Here is a 14,834-nt window from a genome sequence, read left to right as displayed (position 1 = left end):
GTGGACGCCGCAAATCAACACACCCCAAGCGGTGTGGTGAATTAGGGCGCCCTGGACGCCGCAAATCACCACACCCCGAGCGGTGTGGTGAATTCGGGCGCTGTGGGCGCCGCAAATCAACACACGGGTTTGGCGGGGGCTGTTGCGGGCGATGCTGCCGGTGGAGGCTTAGGGACGGGGCGTCCAGCGCCGCACGACTGTGCTGTGGACGGCCCCGCCCGTACATGAAGAAGGTTTTGACCTAGCTGTTCTTCTCGGCACGGATCTTGTGGCCGACGCTGGTGAGGCAGCGGCCGCTGGGCAGATCGAACTTCCAGCCGTGCAGCTGGCAGGTCAGCACGTTGCCCTCCACGATCCCGAACCGGGACAGGTCCGCCTTGAGGTGCGGGCAGCGGCGCTGCACGGTCCAGTCGTCGAACTGGATGTCCTCGGCGTCGACGGCCTTCTCGTGCTCGTCGTACCAACCCTCGGCGTACTGCAGGCGCTCCTCGGAGAGGCACTTGAAGAACGCGTAGACGAACTCGTTGTACTGCCCGATCCGGGCCGCGGAGAAGCGGCAGGACAGGAAGAGCGAGTTCACCCAGTCGCCCTCGTCGATGAAGATCAGGTGCTCGATCAGCTCCCGCTGCGTGCGGAAGCGGTAGCGCACCTTCTCGTCGGCGTAGGGCCGCACCTGCTTGCCGGGGAAGTCGACCACGATCGACTCGACCTCGTCGCCGTCGTAGGAGACCAGGTCGAAGCGGACCGGGCCGCCGACGCCCTTCGCCAGGTAGATCGACTCCTCGAGCAGAGGCTCGATCCGCTTCTTCAGCTCGCCCAGCACGTCGATCTCCGGGTGCCGCCAGGACGCCTTCTCAGCGGCGATGATCGGGGCCTTGCGGACCCGCATCTCCTCGAGGTGCTGCTTCTTGTTGGCGAAGAACTCGTCGACCGGCGTCGGGTGCTCGGTGGTCTGCGTGGCGCCGCCGTCGGTCAGCACCGTCACACTGCCCGGAAGCTGCACGACGGCGTTGGTGCCACCGACCTTCGCGTACTCCGAGAGGAAGACCGACTGGTCGGGGAAGATGTTGCCCTCGTCGCCGAAGATGTCGTTGAACTGCCACAACTCGTCGTCGAGGAAGCACGGCGGGCCGGCGATCGGGAAGACGTGGTCCGCCTTCAGGTCGTCGATGTACCGCCAGGTGCGGTCGAACTGCCGCTCCCGCTTCTGCTTGCCGAACGCCCGTTTCGCGTTCTCCGGCAGCTCGTAGACCATCGGGTACCAGATCGCGCCGGAGAACTGCAGCAGGTGCGCGTGCACGTGGCCCAGCTCGGCGAAACGCTGCAGGTCGGTGGGGCGGGCGTCGTTCTGGTTCAGCACCCGGATGCCGTCGTGCTCGACCCAGAGCGACGAGTCACCGATCGGACCGTCGGTCGGGCTGATCAGCGCCTGGATCATCACCTTCAGGCCGCCGTCGAGCTCGTGCACCTCGTCCGACCTGGTCCGCAGGAAACTCTTGAAGCCCAGCTCCCGCAGCTCGTCCTCGAGCTCGCTCGTCGGGTACTCCGGCAGCAGGACGGTCGCCTTCTTACTGATGAACCTCTTCAGGTGCTCCGCGTCGAAGTGGTCCCGGTGCAGGTGCGAGACGTACAGGTAGTCGCAGTCCCCCAGCGTCTCCCAGTCCAGCTGGGAGTTGTCGGGGAACGGGAACCACGAGGCGAAGTACGCCGGATTCACCCACGGGTCGCACAGAATGCTGCCGGCGGCGGTGTCGATGCGCATGCTCGCATGGCCGGTGCCCGTGATCCGCACTAGATCGCTCCTCAATCTCGGCTTCTGACCGTGCCTGCGCCGGGCCGCGCGGAGCGCGACGCCGCGCTGGCACGCCTTGAAAGTACAACCGGGTTGCCGGGTGCCGCCCGCCGACCCCGTGACACACTGGTTTCCGCGTTACACCATCGACGAGGAGGATGCCACCGTGGCTGCGGATGAACACCACGAGGTTTACGCGCCCGACCAGCTGAAGCCGGGCAACCGGAAGCGGGCCCAGCGCGGGGCACTCATCTCCGCGGTGATCATGCTGATGTTCTTCTGGGGCAACCAGCAGGGCAACACCGAGAAGGTGTGGCTCGTGGTGGCCGCGGTGCTGCTCGTCGCCGCCATCGTCGGCGATGTGATCCTGCGCAAGGCCGGTCTGCGCCCGAACGACCAGTAGCTCTGCCGGATGACAAAGAGGGGGCCGTCGGCCCCCTCTTCACTGTCTGTCCGGCCGTCACCGGTGGCGCAGCAGGATGTCCTTGACCTCGCGCAGTGCGGCGTCGACCTCGGCCTCGAAGTAGCCGTTCGGCACCAGACCGAACTGCAGCATGTCGAGGTCGTTCTCGTTCACCGGCATCGGGCCGCGGCCGGTCATCGCCTGCAGGATGCCCTCGAACAGCCGGTCCACCTGCGACGGGTCGTACCCGCTGCCGAAGCGCCGCGGCTGGAACGTGCGGCGCAGCTGGTCGACGCGGTACAACTCGCCTCCCGGCTCGCCCAGCGGCGGGCCGAACTGCTGCTGCTGAGGCTGCTGCGGAGGAGGCGGGCCGCCGTAGCCCCCACCCATCGGCGGACCGCTCATCGGTGCGTTCGCCATCGGGCCGGGGCCCTGCTGACCCGGCATCGGGCCCTGCGGCATCGGCGGGCCGCCGTAACCACGGGGGTCACGCTCACGCTCGGGCATCCGGATCTCGGCCGTCATGTCGGCCTTGCCGTGCCGGCCGGGCTCGTAACCGCCCTGGTCGTAACCCGGGTCGTAGCCGCCCTGGTCGTAACCGGGCTGCTGGTCGTAGCCGCCCGGGTCGTAACCCGGCGGGGGACCCGGACGCTGCGGGGGCTGCTGCGGCGGCGGCTGCTGCTGGCCGTAGGGCGGCTCGTCGTAGCGACCGCCATACGGGTCCGGCGGCGGCATCTGCTGCTGACGCTGCGGCATCTGCGGCGGCATCATCCGGTCGTCGCGCGACGGCATCTGGATGCGCTCGGTCGGCGGCGCCGCCCGGTTCATCGGCTGGCCCTGCCCCTGACCCTGCCCCGGGCCGGGACCGGGGCCGCCGGGACCACCGGGGCCGCCGGGGCCGGGACCCATGCCCATGCCGACCGGCTGGCCCATCCGGTCGGGCGGGCCCATCCGGTCCGGGGGGCCCATGCGATCGGGCGGGCCCATCCGGTCGGGCGGGCCCATGCGATCCGGGGGGCCCATCCGGTCCGGACCGGGGCCGCCCATGCCGGGGCCGGGACCGCCGGGGCCGGGACCGCCCTGCCCCATCATCCCGGGCGGCGGTCCGGGCGGGCTCTGCGGCACCGCGGTGAGGCCACTGCGCATGGAGTCACGCATCGGATCAGCCGGGCGGCCGCCGCGCTCCTCGAACTCGGCGAGCTGACGCTCGACCCGGTCCAGGTGAAGGTCGACCTGCCACTCGTCATAGCCACCGAAACGCACGCGGAAGACGACGTCATGCACTTCCTGCGCACCGACCGGCGGGCCCACCTGCTCGCCGGCCAGGGTCGCCTCGACGCGGTCCAGGAAACCGTCGACCTCGTCGACCTTGTATCCCCGTCGTAGTGCACGCCTTCGGAAACGCTGCCCCTGACTCGTCACAACGTCTCCCACTCCGCTTGCTGGGACCTGAGCCCAGTCACTGTGCCACCTCCGCGTCGGCTGCGGCGCCCCCTGCGCTCGCTTGCGTCAGCTCGCCGGCGGCCAGCTGGCCGCATGCGCCGTCGATCTCCCGTCCCCGAGTGTCGCGCACCGTGGTCGACACGCCGGCCTCTCGTAGACGGCGGACGAACTCGCGCTCGACGGGTTTCGGGCTGGCATCCCACTTACTGCCCGGAGTCGGGTTGAGCGGGATGAGATTCACATGGGCCAGCTTGCCGTTCAGAAGGCGGGCGAGCAGGTCGGCACGCCAGGGCTGATCGTTTACGTCCCTGATCAGGGCGTATTCGATGGAAACCCGACGGCCGGTCTGCGCCGCGTAATCAAACGCGGCATCGAGCACCTCGGCCACCTTCCAACGCTGGTTGACGGGCACAAGCTCATCGCGCAGATCATCATCGGGGGCGTGCAGGGACAGCGCAAGAGTCACCGAGAGCTGTTCGGCCACCAACCGGCGCATTGCGGGCACCAAACCCACCGTGGACACCGTGATGTGCCGTTGTGAGAGGCCCAGGCCCTCCGGAGCAGGCGCGGTGAGCCGCCGAACCGCCTGGATGACCCGCGGATAGTTGGCCAGCGGCTCGCCCATGCCCATGAAGACCACGCGGGACAGCCGCGGGGGTGAACCGGTGACCGCACCGGACGCCGCCACCCCGGCCAGATAGACGACCTGGTCGACGATCTCGGCCACCGACAGGTTCCGCGTCAGGCCCTGCTGACCCGTTGCGCAGAACGGACAGGCCATGCCGCAACCGGCCTGACTCGAGACGCACGCTGTCACCCGATCGGGGTACCCCATCAGGACGCTCTCGACCAGGGCCCCGTCGTGCAGACGCCAGAGCGCCTTGCGGGTCGCGCCGTCGTCGCACTCCTGCTCACGGACCGCGGTGAGCAGGTTCGGCAGCAGGTCGGCGGTGATCCGGTCACGGGACGCCGCCGGGAGGTCGGTCATCTCGGCGGGATCGCGCACCAGGCGGCCGAAGTAGTGGGTGGAGAGCTGCTTCGCCCGGAACGCGGGCTCGCCGAGCTCGGTCACCGCGCTGCGCCGACCGGCGAGATCCAGGTCGGCGAGGTGGCGCGGGGGCATGCTCGGGCGACGGCGGGTCGTCACCGCGTCGGGCTGGTCGGGGCTGATCGGGATGACCGGAAGAATCGTCATGGCATATCCAGCTTCTCACGCCTGCCGAGGTGGTCGCCCACAGCTAGCTAGGGGCGATGATCGAGAACAGCAGGTAGGCGGTGGGAACGGCGAACAGGATCGAGTCCAGCCGGTCCATCAGGCCGCCGTGTCCGGGTAGCAGATTGCTCATGTCCTTGACGCCGAGGTCGCGCTTGAGCATGGACTCGGCGAGGTCGCCGAGAACCGCCACGACCGACATCACGGCACCGAAGATCAGGCCGAACCAGACCGGGATGTCGAGCAGGAAGAAGAGCAGGGCGGCGCTGCCGATCGCGGCTGCGGTCACCGATCCGGCGAAGCCCTCCCAGGACTTCTTCGGACTGATCTTCGGGGCCATCGGGTGTGCGCCGAGGAAGACGCCGGCGGCATACCCGCCGGTGTCGGAGAGCACCACGGCGACCAGGGTGCAGATCACCCGGAGGGCACCGTCCTCCGGCTGGACCAGCAGTGCCGCGAAGCTCAGCAGGAACGGCACGTACACCGCGGTCAGCACGGTGGGAGTGAAATCACGCCGGACCGCGGCGAGCCCGTCGGCCAGCCGCCACAGCACAGCGGCGCCAATCGTCACGACCAGGCCGAGGGTGAGCGCGTCCGGGCCGGCGTACCAGGCGAGGCCGGTCATCAGGACGCCGCCGCCGATCAGCGGGATCAGCGGCGGGTTGGCGCCCGATCGGGACAGGGCGCGCGCCATCTCCCAGACACCGACGGCGGCGGCCACGGCCACCACGCCGAGCAGCGCCTGACGCCAGATCAGCAGGGAGACCAGGACCATCCCGCCCAGGCCGAGACCGACCCCGATGGCGGCCGGGAGGTTGCGGCCGGCGCGGCTGCCACCGGGCTTCTGGCCGCGCTTGGCTCGCCGCCGGCCCCGGACCTTGCCCTTCGGGCGGGACTCGTCGGTCCCGTCCTGCGGCTCGGGGGTCACCGGCGGTTCTTTCGTGACGGCCTGTTGATCCGCGTGCCAAGCTGGATTCGGGTATGCCGGGGCCGCCGGACTGCGCCGGGGATCGGCATACGGGTCCTCCGGAAGGCCGGGAGGGCCGTAGGCATACGGCGCCGGCACGTTGGTGTCGTCGCCGGAGGCCTGCCCGGCACGCGGATCGACGTAGGACATCAGACTTCGAGCAGCTCGGCTTCCTTGTGTTTGAGGAGCTCGTCGATGACGGCGACGTAGCGGTGCGTCACGTCGTCGAGCTCCTTCTCGCCGCGGCGGCCGTCGTCTTCGCCGGTCTCGCCGTCCTTGACCAGCTTGTCGATCTGCTCCTTGGCCTTGCGGCGCACGTTGCGGATCGCGACCTTGCCCTCTTCCGCCTTGCCCCGCGCCACCTTGATCATCTCGCGGCGGCGTTCCTCGGTCATCTGCGGCAGGTGGATGCGCAGTTGGTTGCCCTCGTTGTTCGGGTTGACCCCGAGGTCCGAGTCACGGATGGCGCGCTCGATCGGGCCCAACTGGGACGCATCGTAGGGCTTGACGATGACCATGCGCGGCTCCGGAACACCGACGGAGGCCATCTGCGTCACGGGAGTGGGAGCGCCGTAGTAGTCGACCACGATCTTGGAGAACATCGCCGGGGTCGCCCGGCCGGTGCGAATCGCGGCGAACTCCTCCTTGGCGTGCTCGACCGCGCTCTCCATCTTCTCCTCGGCCTCGAAGAGGGTTTCCTCGATCACCGGCTCTTCTCGCCTCCTTGCTGTCTTCGGTGGTGCGGGATGTGGGGACGTGGACGCGCTCAGGCGGTGATCAGGGTCCCGATCCGCTCGCCGGCACACGCACGCACGATGGTGTCGTCGCCCTCCGCACCGAAGACCAGCATCGGGAGCTTGTTCTCCTCGCAGAGGCTGAACGCGGCCTGGTCGGCCACCCGCAGTCCACGCTGCAGAAGCTCCTGGAAGGTGATGTTCTCCAGCTTGCGGGCGTCGGGGTCGACCCGCGGGTCGGCGGTGTAGACGCCGTCGACGCCGTTCTTGCTCATCAGGACCATGTCCGCGTGGATCTCCAGCGCGCGCTGGGCGGTCACCGTGTCGGTGGAGAAATACGGCATGCCCGCGCCGGCACCGAAGATGACGACCCGGCCCTTCTCGAGGTGACGGATCGCCCGCAGCGGAATGTAGGGCTCGGCGACCTGGGCCATCGTGATCGCGGTCTGCACCCGCGTCTCGATGCCCTCCTTCTCGAGGAAGTCCTGAAGCGCCAGGCAGTTCATCACCGTGCCCAGCATGCCCATGTAGTCGGCCCGGTTGCGGTCCATGCCCCGCTTCTGCAGCTCGGCGCCGCGGAAGAAGTTGCCGCCGCCGACCACCACGGCCACCTGGATGCCGCGGCGGTTGACCGTCGCGATCTGTCGTGCCAGCGCCTGGACGACGTCGGGGTCGACCCCGACCGCGCCACCGCCGAAAACCTCGCCGGAGAGTTTGAGAACGACCCGCCGTGGCCGCATGGTCGGCGGGTTCTGATCGTCAACCGTGGCGGACTGCTCGGTCACCATAGTCATGACCCGCCTTCCCTTCGTTTCTGCAGGAGACCTTATGCGACCGGGAGGCCGGACGCAGAACCGCGTGACCGACCTCCCGTGCCAATGATTGCGGAGCCTTACTCCTGACCGACCTCGTACCGGACGAAGCGGGTGATCTCGATGCCGGCCTCGGTAGCGACCTGCTTGACGGTCTTCTTGTTGTCGGTGACCGACGCCTGCTCGAACAGGACGAAGTCCTTGAAGAAGGAGTTCACCCGGCCCTCGATGATCTTGGGCAGCGCCTGCTCCGGCTTGCCCTCCTCACGAGCGGTCTGCTCGGCGACCCGGCGCTCGGTCTCGACGACCTCGGCCGGGACCTCCTCACGGGTGAGGTACTTCGGGCGCATCGCGGCGATCTGCATGCCGACCGCACGGGCGTCCGCGTCACCGGCCTCGTCGGTCTTGCCCGCGTACTCCACCAGGACGCCGACCTGCGGCGGCAGGTCCTGCGCCTTGCGGTGCAGGTAGACGGCGACGGTGCCCTCGACAACCGTGAAGCGGTTCAGGACGATCTTCTCGCCGATCTTGGCGGCGTAGTCCTGGAGGGTGTCGGCGACGGTCTTGCCGTCCTCCAGCGTGGCGGCGAGCAGCGCCGCGGCGTCCGCGACGGCGTTCTTCTCGCCGAACTCGACCAGACGCTGACCCAGCTCGACGAAGTCGGGGGTCTTCGCGACGAAGTCGGTCTCGCAGTTGAGCTCGAGCAGCGCCTTGCCCGAGTGGGCGACGATGCCGTTGGCCGCGGTCCGGCCGGCGCGCTTGCCGACGTCCTTCGCACCCTTGATGCGGAGGAACTCGACAGCCTTGTCGAAGTCGCCATCCGCCTCGTCGAGCGCCTTCTTGCAGTCCATCATGCCGGCGGCGGTGAGGTCGCGGAGCTTCTTGACGTCCGCGGCGGTGAAGTTGGCCATGACTCTTCTCTCGATGTCAGACGGGAGGTGTGCGGTCGCCGCCGCCCCAGCGGCGGCGACCGGAAGCTGGTCTTACTCCGCGGCGGCCGGCGCGGCGGCAGCCGGAACGGCCTCGGCCTCAGCCGGAGCCTCGGCGGGAACCTCGGCCGGCGCCTCAGCGGCAGCGGCGGGCTCCTCGGCCTTCTTCTCGGCACCCTCGTAGAGGTCGCGCTCCCACTCGGGCAGCGGCTCGCCGGCGGCGACAGCGGCAGCCTCGGGCTTCTCCTCGGCGTTGCCACCACGGCCACGGCCGGAGCGGGCGATCAGGCCGTCGGCCACCGCGGTGGCGATGACCCGGGTCAGCAGCTCGGCCGAACGGATCGCGTCGTCGTTGCCCGGGATCGGGAAGTCGACCTCGTCCGGGTCACAGTTGGTGTCCAGCACCGCGATGACCGGGATGCCCAGCTTGCGGGCCTCGTCGACGGCGATGTGCTCCTTCTTGGTGTCCACGACCCAGATCGCCGACGGCGTCTTGGTCATGTCACGCAGACCACCGAGGGTCTTGGTCAGCTTGGTCTTCTCGCGGAAGAGCTGCAGGGTCTCCTTCTTGGTGTAACCCGCGGCGGTGCCGGTCAGGTCACCCAGAGCCTCGAGCTCCTTCATGCGCTGCAGACGCTTGTACACCGTCTGGAAGTTGGTCAGCATGCCGCCGAGCCAACGGTGGTTCACGTACGGCTGGCCGACCCGGGTCGCCTGCTCGGCGATGGCCTCCTGCGCCTGCTTCTTGGTGCCGACGAAGAGGATGTGGCCACCCTCGGCGACGGTGTCCCGCACGTACGCGTACGCCTTCTCGATGTAGTCGAGCGTCTGGCGCAGGTCGATGATGTAGATACCGTTGCGCTCGGTGAAGATGAAGCGCTTCATCTTCGGGTTCCAGCGCCGGGTCTGGTGCCCGAAGTGGACACCGCTCTCGAGCAGCTGACGCATGGTCACTACGGCCATGGTGTAACTCCCTGGTCTTCCCTGGTTGTCACGCCCACCGGCGGTGAGCGTCCTGGCGCCCGGTCGGCAGCCACAGTCGGACCCGAGAAGATCGGGACCAGGGAGGGCCGTCGCCGCCGGCCCCGCCACAGACGAAGCTGCGACAGGCAACGGTCGGAGGGCGCGCGAGGTCGACCGCCTGGGCGGTCGCCGTCGACAAGCATACGCCAACCGGTGCGCCCACCCGGGCCGCCCTCGGTCCCACCCCGGCGACCTGCGGACGCTCTGTCCGCTTTCCGCCCTGGTGTCCGCCGGTATCACATCGCGCGGGCACGGACCGGCAATCCACATCACCGGTGATCTCACAGGCCGGGGCGCACGGCGGCCGCGACAGTGCCACCGTCCCCCGGCATGACGACTGAGCGAAGGGCCGTCGGGGCGTACGGCGAACGCCTCGCCGCCCGGCACCTGGAGGAACACGGCCTCGTCCTGCTGCACCGCAACTGGCGGTGCCCGGACGGCGAGGTCGACCTGATCCTGATCGACGGCGACGACCTCGTGTTCTGCGAGGTCAAGACGCGGCGGTCGGGGACGTTCGGGCCACCGGCCGCCGCGGTCAACCCGAAGAAGGTCCGCAAGCTGCGGCGACTGGCCGGACAGTGGCTGGCCGAGTCCGGCCGGCATGCCCGCCAGATCCGGTTCGACGTCGTCGAGGTGCTTCCGCAACCGCGCGGCGCGGCCCGGGTCGTCCACATCCGCGGGGCGTTCTGATGAGCTACGCCCGCGTCCTCTGCGTCGGCCTGGTCGGCGTCACCGGTCATCTCGTCGAGGTGGAGGCCGACCTCTCCGTCGGCCTACCCGCGGTCGTCCTGACCGGCCTGCCGGACACCGTCCTGCACGAGGCCCGGGACCGGGTCCGGGCCGCACTGGTCAACTCCGGGGAGGAATGGCCGAATCGGCGGATAACGGTGAACCTGCTGCCGGCCGCGTTGCCGAAGCACGGCAGCGGGTTCGACCTCGGGATGGCGACGGCGATGCTGGCGAGCGCCGGCGAACTGCCGCCGGCCGCGCTGGACGGCGTCGTGCTCCTGGGCGAACTCGGGCTCGACGGCACCGTCCGGCCGGTGCGGGGCGTCCTGCCGATGGTCGCCGCCGCCGTCCGGGCCGGGATGACCCGGGTCATCGTGCCGGTCGCCAACGCCCGCGAGGCCATGGTGATCCCCGGGGTCACCGTCCGGGCGGTCGACTCGCTCCGCGGCCTCCTCGCCTTCCTCCGCGACGGCACACCCCTGCCGGAGATCCCGCCCGTACCGGCCGCCCCGACGGCCCCCGGACCGGACCTGGCCGAGATCGCCGGCCAGCACACGGCCCGCTACGCCCTGGAGGTGGCCGCGGCCGGCGGCCACCACCTGGCACTCCTCGGCCCGCCCGGAGCGGGCAAGACGATGCTCGCCGAACGCCTCCCGTCGATCCTGCCCCGGCTGGACGACGACGCGGCGCTCGAGGTCACCGCCGTGCAGTCGATCGCCGGGGTGCTGCCACCCGACGGCCGCCTGATCCGCCGGCCGCCCTTCCAGGCCCCGCACCACACCTCGAGCACGGTGTCGCTGCTCGGCGGCGGAGCGGGCCTCGCCCGGCCGGGGCTGTTGTCCCTCGCCCACCGCGGGGTCCTCTTCCTCGACGAGGTCCCGGAGATGAGCCGGGCCACGCTGCAGGCGCTGCGCCAGCCGCTGGAGAGCGGCCGGGTGGTGCTGTCCCGTGCCCGGGGCACCGTCGAGTACCCCGCCCGCGTGCAACTGGTCGTCGCGGCCAACCCCTGCCCGTGCGCCTCGTCCGCTGGTGACCGGCACTGCACCTGCGGGCCCACCGTGCGGCGGCGCTACCTCGCGCGGCTCTCCGGACCGTTCCTGGACCGCATCGACATCCGGATCACGGTGCTGCCGCTGAGCGCGGCACAGCTGATGGTCGAGGTCGAACCCGCCGAGTCCTCGGCCGGCGTCGCCGCCCGGGTGGACCGGGCCCGGACCGCCGCGGCCGCCCGCTGGTCCGCCGAAGGCTGGCGGACCAACTCCGAGGTGCCCGGACCGGTGCTGCGCCGGCCACCGTGGCGCCTGCCCGCCGGCGACACCACCGTGCTGCACCGGGCCGTCGACCGCGGCACCCTGTCCGGCCGCGGCTTCGACCGCGTCCTGCGCCTGGCCTGGACCGTCGCCGACCTGGACGGACGGGACCGCCCGGCGGCCGGCGAGGTGAACGAGGCCTACGAACTGCGGCAGGGCGAAACCCGTACTCCGAGGAGAGGAACGACATGATCGACAGAGGACCCGGCAGTCACCAGGACCGCGCCGCCCGCGCCGCCCTGACCTGGCTCACCGAACCCGGCGACCGCACCGTCTGGGCGCTGGTCCGCGACCACGGCGCGCCCGACACCCTGGACGCCCTGCTCGACGGTGACGCCCCGGACGCCCGGCTCCGGGCCGCGGTGGCCGCCCGCACGGCCGCCACCGACCCCCGCCGGGCCGCGGAGACCCAGCTCCGGCACGCCGACCGGCTCGGCGTACGCCTGGTCGTCCCGGCGGACGAGGAGTGGCCGTCCCGGGTGGACGACCTCGCCGCCCTGGAACTCGGCGTCCCCGGCCGGGTCGGGCAGGACACCCGGCCGCCGCTCTGCTTCTGGGTACGCGGCAGCCCGCCCCTGGCCGAGACCCTGCACCGGTCGGTGGCGGTCGTCGGCGCCCGGGCCGCCACCGAGTACGGCACCCACGTCACGACCGAGATGGCGTTCGCCCTGGCCGGCTGTGAGTGGACGATCGTCTCGGGCGGCGCGTTCGGTATCGACGCCACCGCCCACCGGGGTGCTCTGGCCGCCGGCGGGCGCACGGTCTCGGTCCTGGCCTGCGGGGTGGACCGCCCCTACCCGGTCGGCAACACCGCGATGTTCGAGGAGATCGCCCAGAACGGACTGCTGATCAGCGAATGGCCGCTGGGCGCCGAACCCCTCCGGCACCGTTTCCTGATCCGGAACCGGGTGATCGCCGCGGCCACCGCCGGCACGGTCGTCGTCGAGGCCGCGGCCCGCAGCGGCGCCGTCCAGACGATGGGCCGGGTGATCTCCTTGAACCGTCCGGCCCTGGTGGTGCCCGGCCCGGTCACATCGGCCATGTCGGTCGGCTGCCACGAACTGCTGCGGACGCAACCGAGCGCCCGGCTGGTCACCTCGGCGGCCGACGTGCTGGAGGAGGTCGGCCGGATCGGCGAGCACCTGAGCGCCCCGGCGCGCGGCCGGGAACATCCGCGGGACGCGCTGGACGAGGAGTCCGCGCTGATCCTCGAGGCGGTGCCGGCCCGCGGCTGGTCCACTCCGGACGAACTCGCCGCGCAGGCCAGGGTCAGTGTCCGGACCGTCCTGCGGCGCCTTCCACTGTTGGAAGGGGCGGGCCTAGTCACACGAACGGATGAGGGGATAGGCCTCGCGCCCGATCGAACGACATGACCGGTCCCCTTCGAGTGGTCTTCCGGCCCGAAAATTCGACATGGTTGGGACCGGCTCGCCGAATTCCGGCCTCACCACTCGAGGTGGCGACTCCGGGGCCGACAAGCCGGTCGATTCCCGCCGCGCCTGTCAGTCCTCGGACTCGTCCAGATCACGACGATGGACCTTCATCCACGCCTCGACGTCCTCGGTGGCCCAAACCTTGCCCTGTGCCAGGTCAGCGACCGGTTTCGGAAAGTCGGTGCGACTCGTGATCTGGTACGCCCGCTGTCGGCTGACTCCGCCGAGACGGATGCGGATCTCGTGCGCGCCCATGAGGCGGATCGGCTTCACTCCCACATGATCGACCGTAGGCGCGGGACTATTAGTCGGCTATCCAGTTGATAAGGGACAGGTAGTCCTCCACACATTATAGTGGCTGCATGCCTAGAGGTCGCTTGACAATGATCCCGGTACCGCATCATCCCAGGCACCGCCGCGATTGGCGGACCCTCTGGCGGCGCTGCATCTGCGGCCTGCCGGCCCCCTGCATCGACCGCAGACCGCCCTCGCCGACCCCACCCTTCCCGCCCTTCCTGCCGCAACGACAGGCGGGACGCCGGGGAGGCCTCTACCGCTCCCACCACGCACAGTCCGACGACGATCACCCGCCTGGCACGCGGAACTCCGTGCCACGTTCACCCCAAGCCGACTCCACAGTCGGCAGAGCCGGGCGCTTAACCCCAGCTCAGCAGCATCGAGCTGGACAGCCGGGCCGCCGAAGGCCACACGGCAACCGCCGGCCGAACCACTGACCCTCCACACCAGAAGAGATCGAATGCAAACCCCGCTCACCGCGTACGCGCAAAGCACCGCTCCCACCGCCACCCGCCCCCACGCCTGCACCTGCCGAGCAAATGCTCCCCATTCGCGGCTAATAGCGCTTTCGCCTCTTCACGCATCGCGAACACCACCGGGTGGCCACCACCCCGCCCACCCGCCACCACCACTCCACAATCCGCCCACTTCGGACAGTCGTCGCCGCGGACGCCCCCGGCACCCGTCCCGATGAGCGACAGGCAGGAGGAGACCGACGAGACCCGACGGGGGAACGGTGACGACGGGCGAGAAGCCGCACGTGCACTCGCGGCCACTCTGGAACTGCGAGGCATGCGGGCAACCGTGGCCGTGCCCGACAGCCCGAAACGAACTGCTCCACGAATACCGGGAGTTTCCGTCACTGCTGAGGATCTACATGTCAGCGCAGATGCACCAGGCCCTCGAAGACCTCCGAACCCACAGCGAACCGCCGCTCAACCCCCACGACCGCTTCCTGACCTGGACCCGAACCCGCCCCGACACCCCCTGACACCCCGACACCGCGCCCGCAAGCCGGACTGTCCTCGATGGATGGACGACGACCTCCGCCGCGCTCCGTCAGCACCATTTCTGACCTGGCCGAAGGCCGCCAACCACCCGCGGCCCACCCCGTCGTCCGACCAAGCTCGGCCTTCTGAGCGCGACGAACCCATTCGCGCAACATCGGACTGTAGGTACAACATGATGGAGCATCATGAAGTCGTAAAATAGTTACCATGATCGATCATTCCGCGGACCGTGCGGTCTTCCGTCAGCTGGCGGATCTGCTGCGCGGGCAGATCGAGTCCGGCGAGCTGGGTCCGGGTGAGGCGCTGCCCAGCGAGCTGCGCCTGGCCCAGGATTACAGCATCAGCCGAACCACGGTGCGACAGGCCATCGGTCAGCTGCGCACCGAGGGCCTGGTAACCGTCGACCGCCCACGCGGCACCTTCGTCCGCATCCCCGAGCCGGTCCAGCTCCTGCAGCTGACCCGTGGCGACAAGGTAAGCGCCCGCATGCCCACCGACGTCGAGCGCCGCCGCCACAAACTGGCCGAGGGCGTCCCCGTCCTGGTGATCACCGCCCCCGACGGCTCCGAAAAGGTTCACCCCGCCGACCGCGTACAGCTGACCCGCCCCTGACCCCTTCCCGTAGGTGTTTTCGTTGCCGCTCTTGCGGGATGGGTAAGGCTGCCGAATCAACAGCCGGCCGCGACCGCGGGCCGGCGACCGAGGACGGGTGACCAGGGACGGCGACAGGACCCAAGTG

Annotated in this window: 14 protein-coding genes; 5 read left to right on the top strand and 9 right to left on the bottom strand. The window is 70.0% G+C overall.

The window, feature by feature from the left end; genetic code table 11:
* Positions 1-241: 241 nt before the first annotated feature.
* Positions 242-1,792, bottom strand: a complete 1,551-nt coding sequence (locus WH85_RS09845; protein WP_045741446.1) for a Rieske 2Fe-2S domain-containing protein — start codon at positions 1,790-1,792, stop codon at positions 242-244.
* Between the two features lie 166 nt (positions 1,793-1,958).
* Here WH85_RS09845 and WH85_RS09840 point away from each other — a divergent pair, with 166 nt between their 5' ends.
* On the top strand, positions 1,959-2,195 hold the full coding sequence (locus WH85_RS09840; RefSeq protein WP_045741546.1) for a DUF2631 domain-containing protein: 237 nt from the start codon (positions 1,959-1,961) through the stop codon (positions 2,193-2,195).
* A 57-nt stretch (positions 2,196-2,252) separates the two neighbouring features.
* Here WH85_RS09840 and WH85_RS09835 read toward each other — a convergent pair whose 3' ends face one another.
* The 7 genes from WH85_RS09835 to rpsB form a co-directional block, all read right to left on the bottom strand.
* Positions 2,253-3,617: a DivIVA domain-containing protein gene (locus WH85_RS09835; RefSeq protein WP_045741445.1), complete on the bottom strand. Its 1,365-nt coding sequence runs from the start codon at positions 3,615-3,617 to the stop codon at positions 2,253-2,255.
* 37 nt (positions 3,618-3,654) lie between these two features.
* Entirely contained in the window at positions 3,655-4,833 is a 1,179-nt protein-coding gene (rlmN, locus tag WH85_RS09830) for a dual-specificity RNA methyltransferase RlmN (RefSeq protein WP_045741444.1), read from the bottom strand.
* Positions 4,834-4,876: 43 nt separating this feature from the next.
* Positions 4,877-5,968: a phosphatidate cytidylyltransferase gene (locus tag WH85_RS09825; RefSeq protein ID WP_045741443.1), complete on the bottom strand. Its 1,092-nt coding sequence runs from the start codon at positions 5,966-5,968 to the stop codon at positions 4,877-4,879.
* Positions 5,968-6,525, bottom strand: a complete 558-nt coding sequence (frr, locus tag WH85_RS09820) for a ribosome recycling factor (protein ID WP_045741442.1) — start codon at positions 6,523-6,525, stop codon at positions 5,968-5,970. The genes WH85_RS09825 and frr overlap by 1 nt, the downstream gene beginning before the upstream one ends.
* A gap of 59 nt (positions 6,526-6,584) precedes the next feature.
* Entirely contained in the window at positions 6,585-7,292 is a 708-nt protein-coding gene (gene pyrH / locus WH85_RS09815) for a UMP kinase (protein ID WP_245673880.1), read from the bottom strand.
* Between the two features lie 152 nt (positions 7,293-7,444).
* Positions 7,445-8,275: a translation elongation factor Ts gene (gene tsf, locus WH85_RS09810; protein WP_045741440.1), complete on the bottom strand. Its 831-nt coding sequence runs from the start codon at positions 8,273-8,275 to the stop codon at positions 7,445-7,447.
* 72 nt (positions 8,276-8,347) lie between these two features.
* Entirely contained in the window at positions 8,348-9,256 is a 909-nt protein-coding gene (gene rpsB, locus WH85_RS09805) for a 30S ribosomal protein S2 (protein WP_045741439.1), read from the bottom strand.
* 390 nt (positions 9,257-9,646) lie between these two features.
* On the opposite strand from rpsB, the gene WH85_RS09800 reads away from it, so the two are divergent.
* From WH85_RS09800 to dprA, 3 genes are read left to right on the top strand one after another with little or no spacing between them, the layout of a single operon-like run.
* Positions 9,647-10,006, top strand: coding sequence for a YraN family protein (locus WH85_RS09800; RefSeq protein ID WP_045741545.1), 360 nt, complete (start codon positions 9,647-9,649; stop codon positions 10,004-10,006).
* A complete protein-coding gene (locus WH85_RS09795; protein ID WP_045741438.1) occupies positions 10,006-11,547 on the top strand; it encodes a YifB family Mg chelatase-like AAA ATPase in 1,542 nt (513 codons plus the stop codon). The genes WH85_RS09800 and WH85_RS09795 overlap by 1 nt, the downstream gene beginning before the upstream one ends.
* Positions 11,544-12,728: a DNA-processing protein DprA gene (gene dprA / locus WH85_RS09790; protein WP_045741437.1), complete on the top strand. Its 1,185-nt coding sequence runs from the start codon at positions 11,544-11,546 to the stop codon at positions 12,726-12,728. Before WH85_RS09795 ends, dprA begins: the two co-directional genes overlap by 4 nt.
* A gap of 129 nt (positions 12,729-12,857) precedes the next feature.
* On the opposite strand, the gene WH85_RS09785 is transcribed toward dprA, so the two are convergent.
* Positions 12,858-13,043: an AlpA family phage regulatory protein gene (locus WH85_RS09785; protein ID WP_045741544.1), complete on the bottom strand. Its 186-nt coding sequence runs from the start codon at positions 13,041-13,043 to the stop codon at positions 12,858-12,860.
* A 1,259-nt stretch (positions 13,044-14,302) separates the two neighbouring features.
* Between WH85_RS09785 and WH85_RS09775 the strand changes: the two genes are divergently transcribed.
* Positions 14,303-14,707: a GntR family transcriptional regulator gene (locus tag WH85_RS09775; RefSeq protein ID WP_045741435.1), complete on the top strand. Its 405-nt coding sequence runs from the start codon at positions 14,303-14,305 to the stop codon at positions 14,705-14,707.
* Positions 14,708-14,834 lie beyond the last annotated feature (127 nt).

The organism is Actinoplanes rectilineatus (genome assembly GCF_000962825.1).
In the GTDB taxonomy this organism is placed as follows: Bacteria; Actinomycetota; Actinomycetes; order Mycobacteriales; family Micromonosporaceae; genus Actinoplanes; species Actinoplanes rectilineatus.
This window is presented reverse-complemented; position numbering and strand designations above follow the sequence as displayed.

What these genes read in the sequence shown, in the direction of transcription:
- WH85_RS09825 (WP_045741443.1), bottom strand. Translation starts at nt 5,968, where the DNA reads ATGTCCTACGTCGATCCGCGTGCCGGGCAGGCCTCCGGCGACGACACC.
- rlmN (WP_045741444.1), bottom strand. Translation starts at nt 4,833, where the DNA reads ATGACGATTCTTCCGGTCATCCCGATCAGCCCCGACCAGCCCGACGCG.
- WH85_RS09795 (WP_045741438.1), top strand. Translation starts at nt 10,006, where the DNA reads ATGAGCTACGCCCGCGTCCTCTGCGTCGGCCTGGTCGGCGTCACCGGT.
- WH85_RS09800 (WP_045741545.1), top strand. Translation starts at nt 9,647, where the DNA reads ATGACGACTGAGCGAAGGGCCGTCGGGGCGTACGGCGAACGCCTCGCC.
- rpsB (WP_045741439.1), bottom strand. Translation starts at nt 9,256, where the DNA reads ATGGCCGTAGTGACCATGCGTCAGCTGCTCGAGAGCGGTGTCCACTTC.
- dprA (WP_045741437.1), top strand. Translation starts at nt 11,544, where the DNA reads ATGATCGACAGAGGACCCGGCAGTCACCAGGACCGCGCCGCCCGCGCC.
- tsf (WP_045741440.1), bottom strand. Translation starts at nt 8,275, where the DNA reads ATGGCCAACTTCACCGCCGCGGACGTCAAGAAGCTCCGCGACCTCACC.
- pyrH (WP_245673880.1), bottom strand. Translation starts at nt 7,292, where the DNA reads ATGCGGCCACGGCGGGTCGTTCTCAAACTCTCCGGCGAGGTTTTCGGC.
- WH85_RS09775 (WP_045741435.1), top strand. Translation starts at nt 14,303, where the DNA reads ATGATCGATCATTCCGCGGACCGTGCGGTCTTCCGTCAGCTGGCGGAT.
- WH85_RS09785 (WP_045741544.1), bottom strand. Translation starts at nt 13,043, where the DNA reads ATGGGCGCGCACGAGATCCGCATCCGTCTCGGCGGAGTCAGCCGACAG.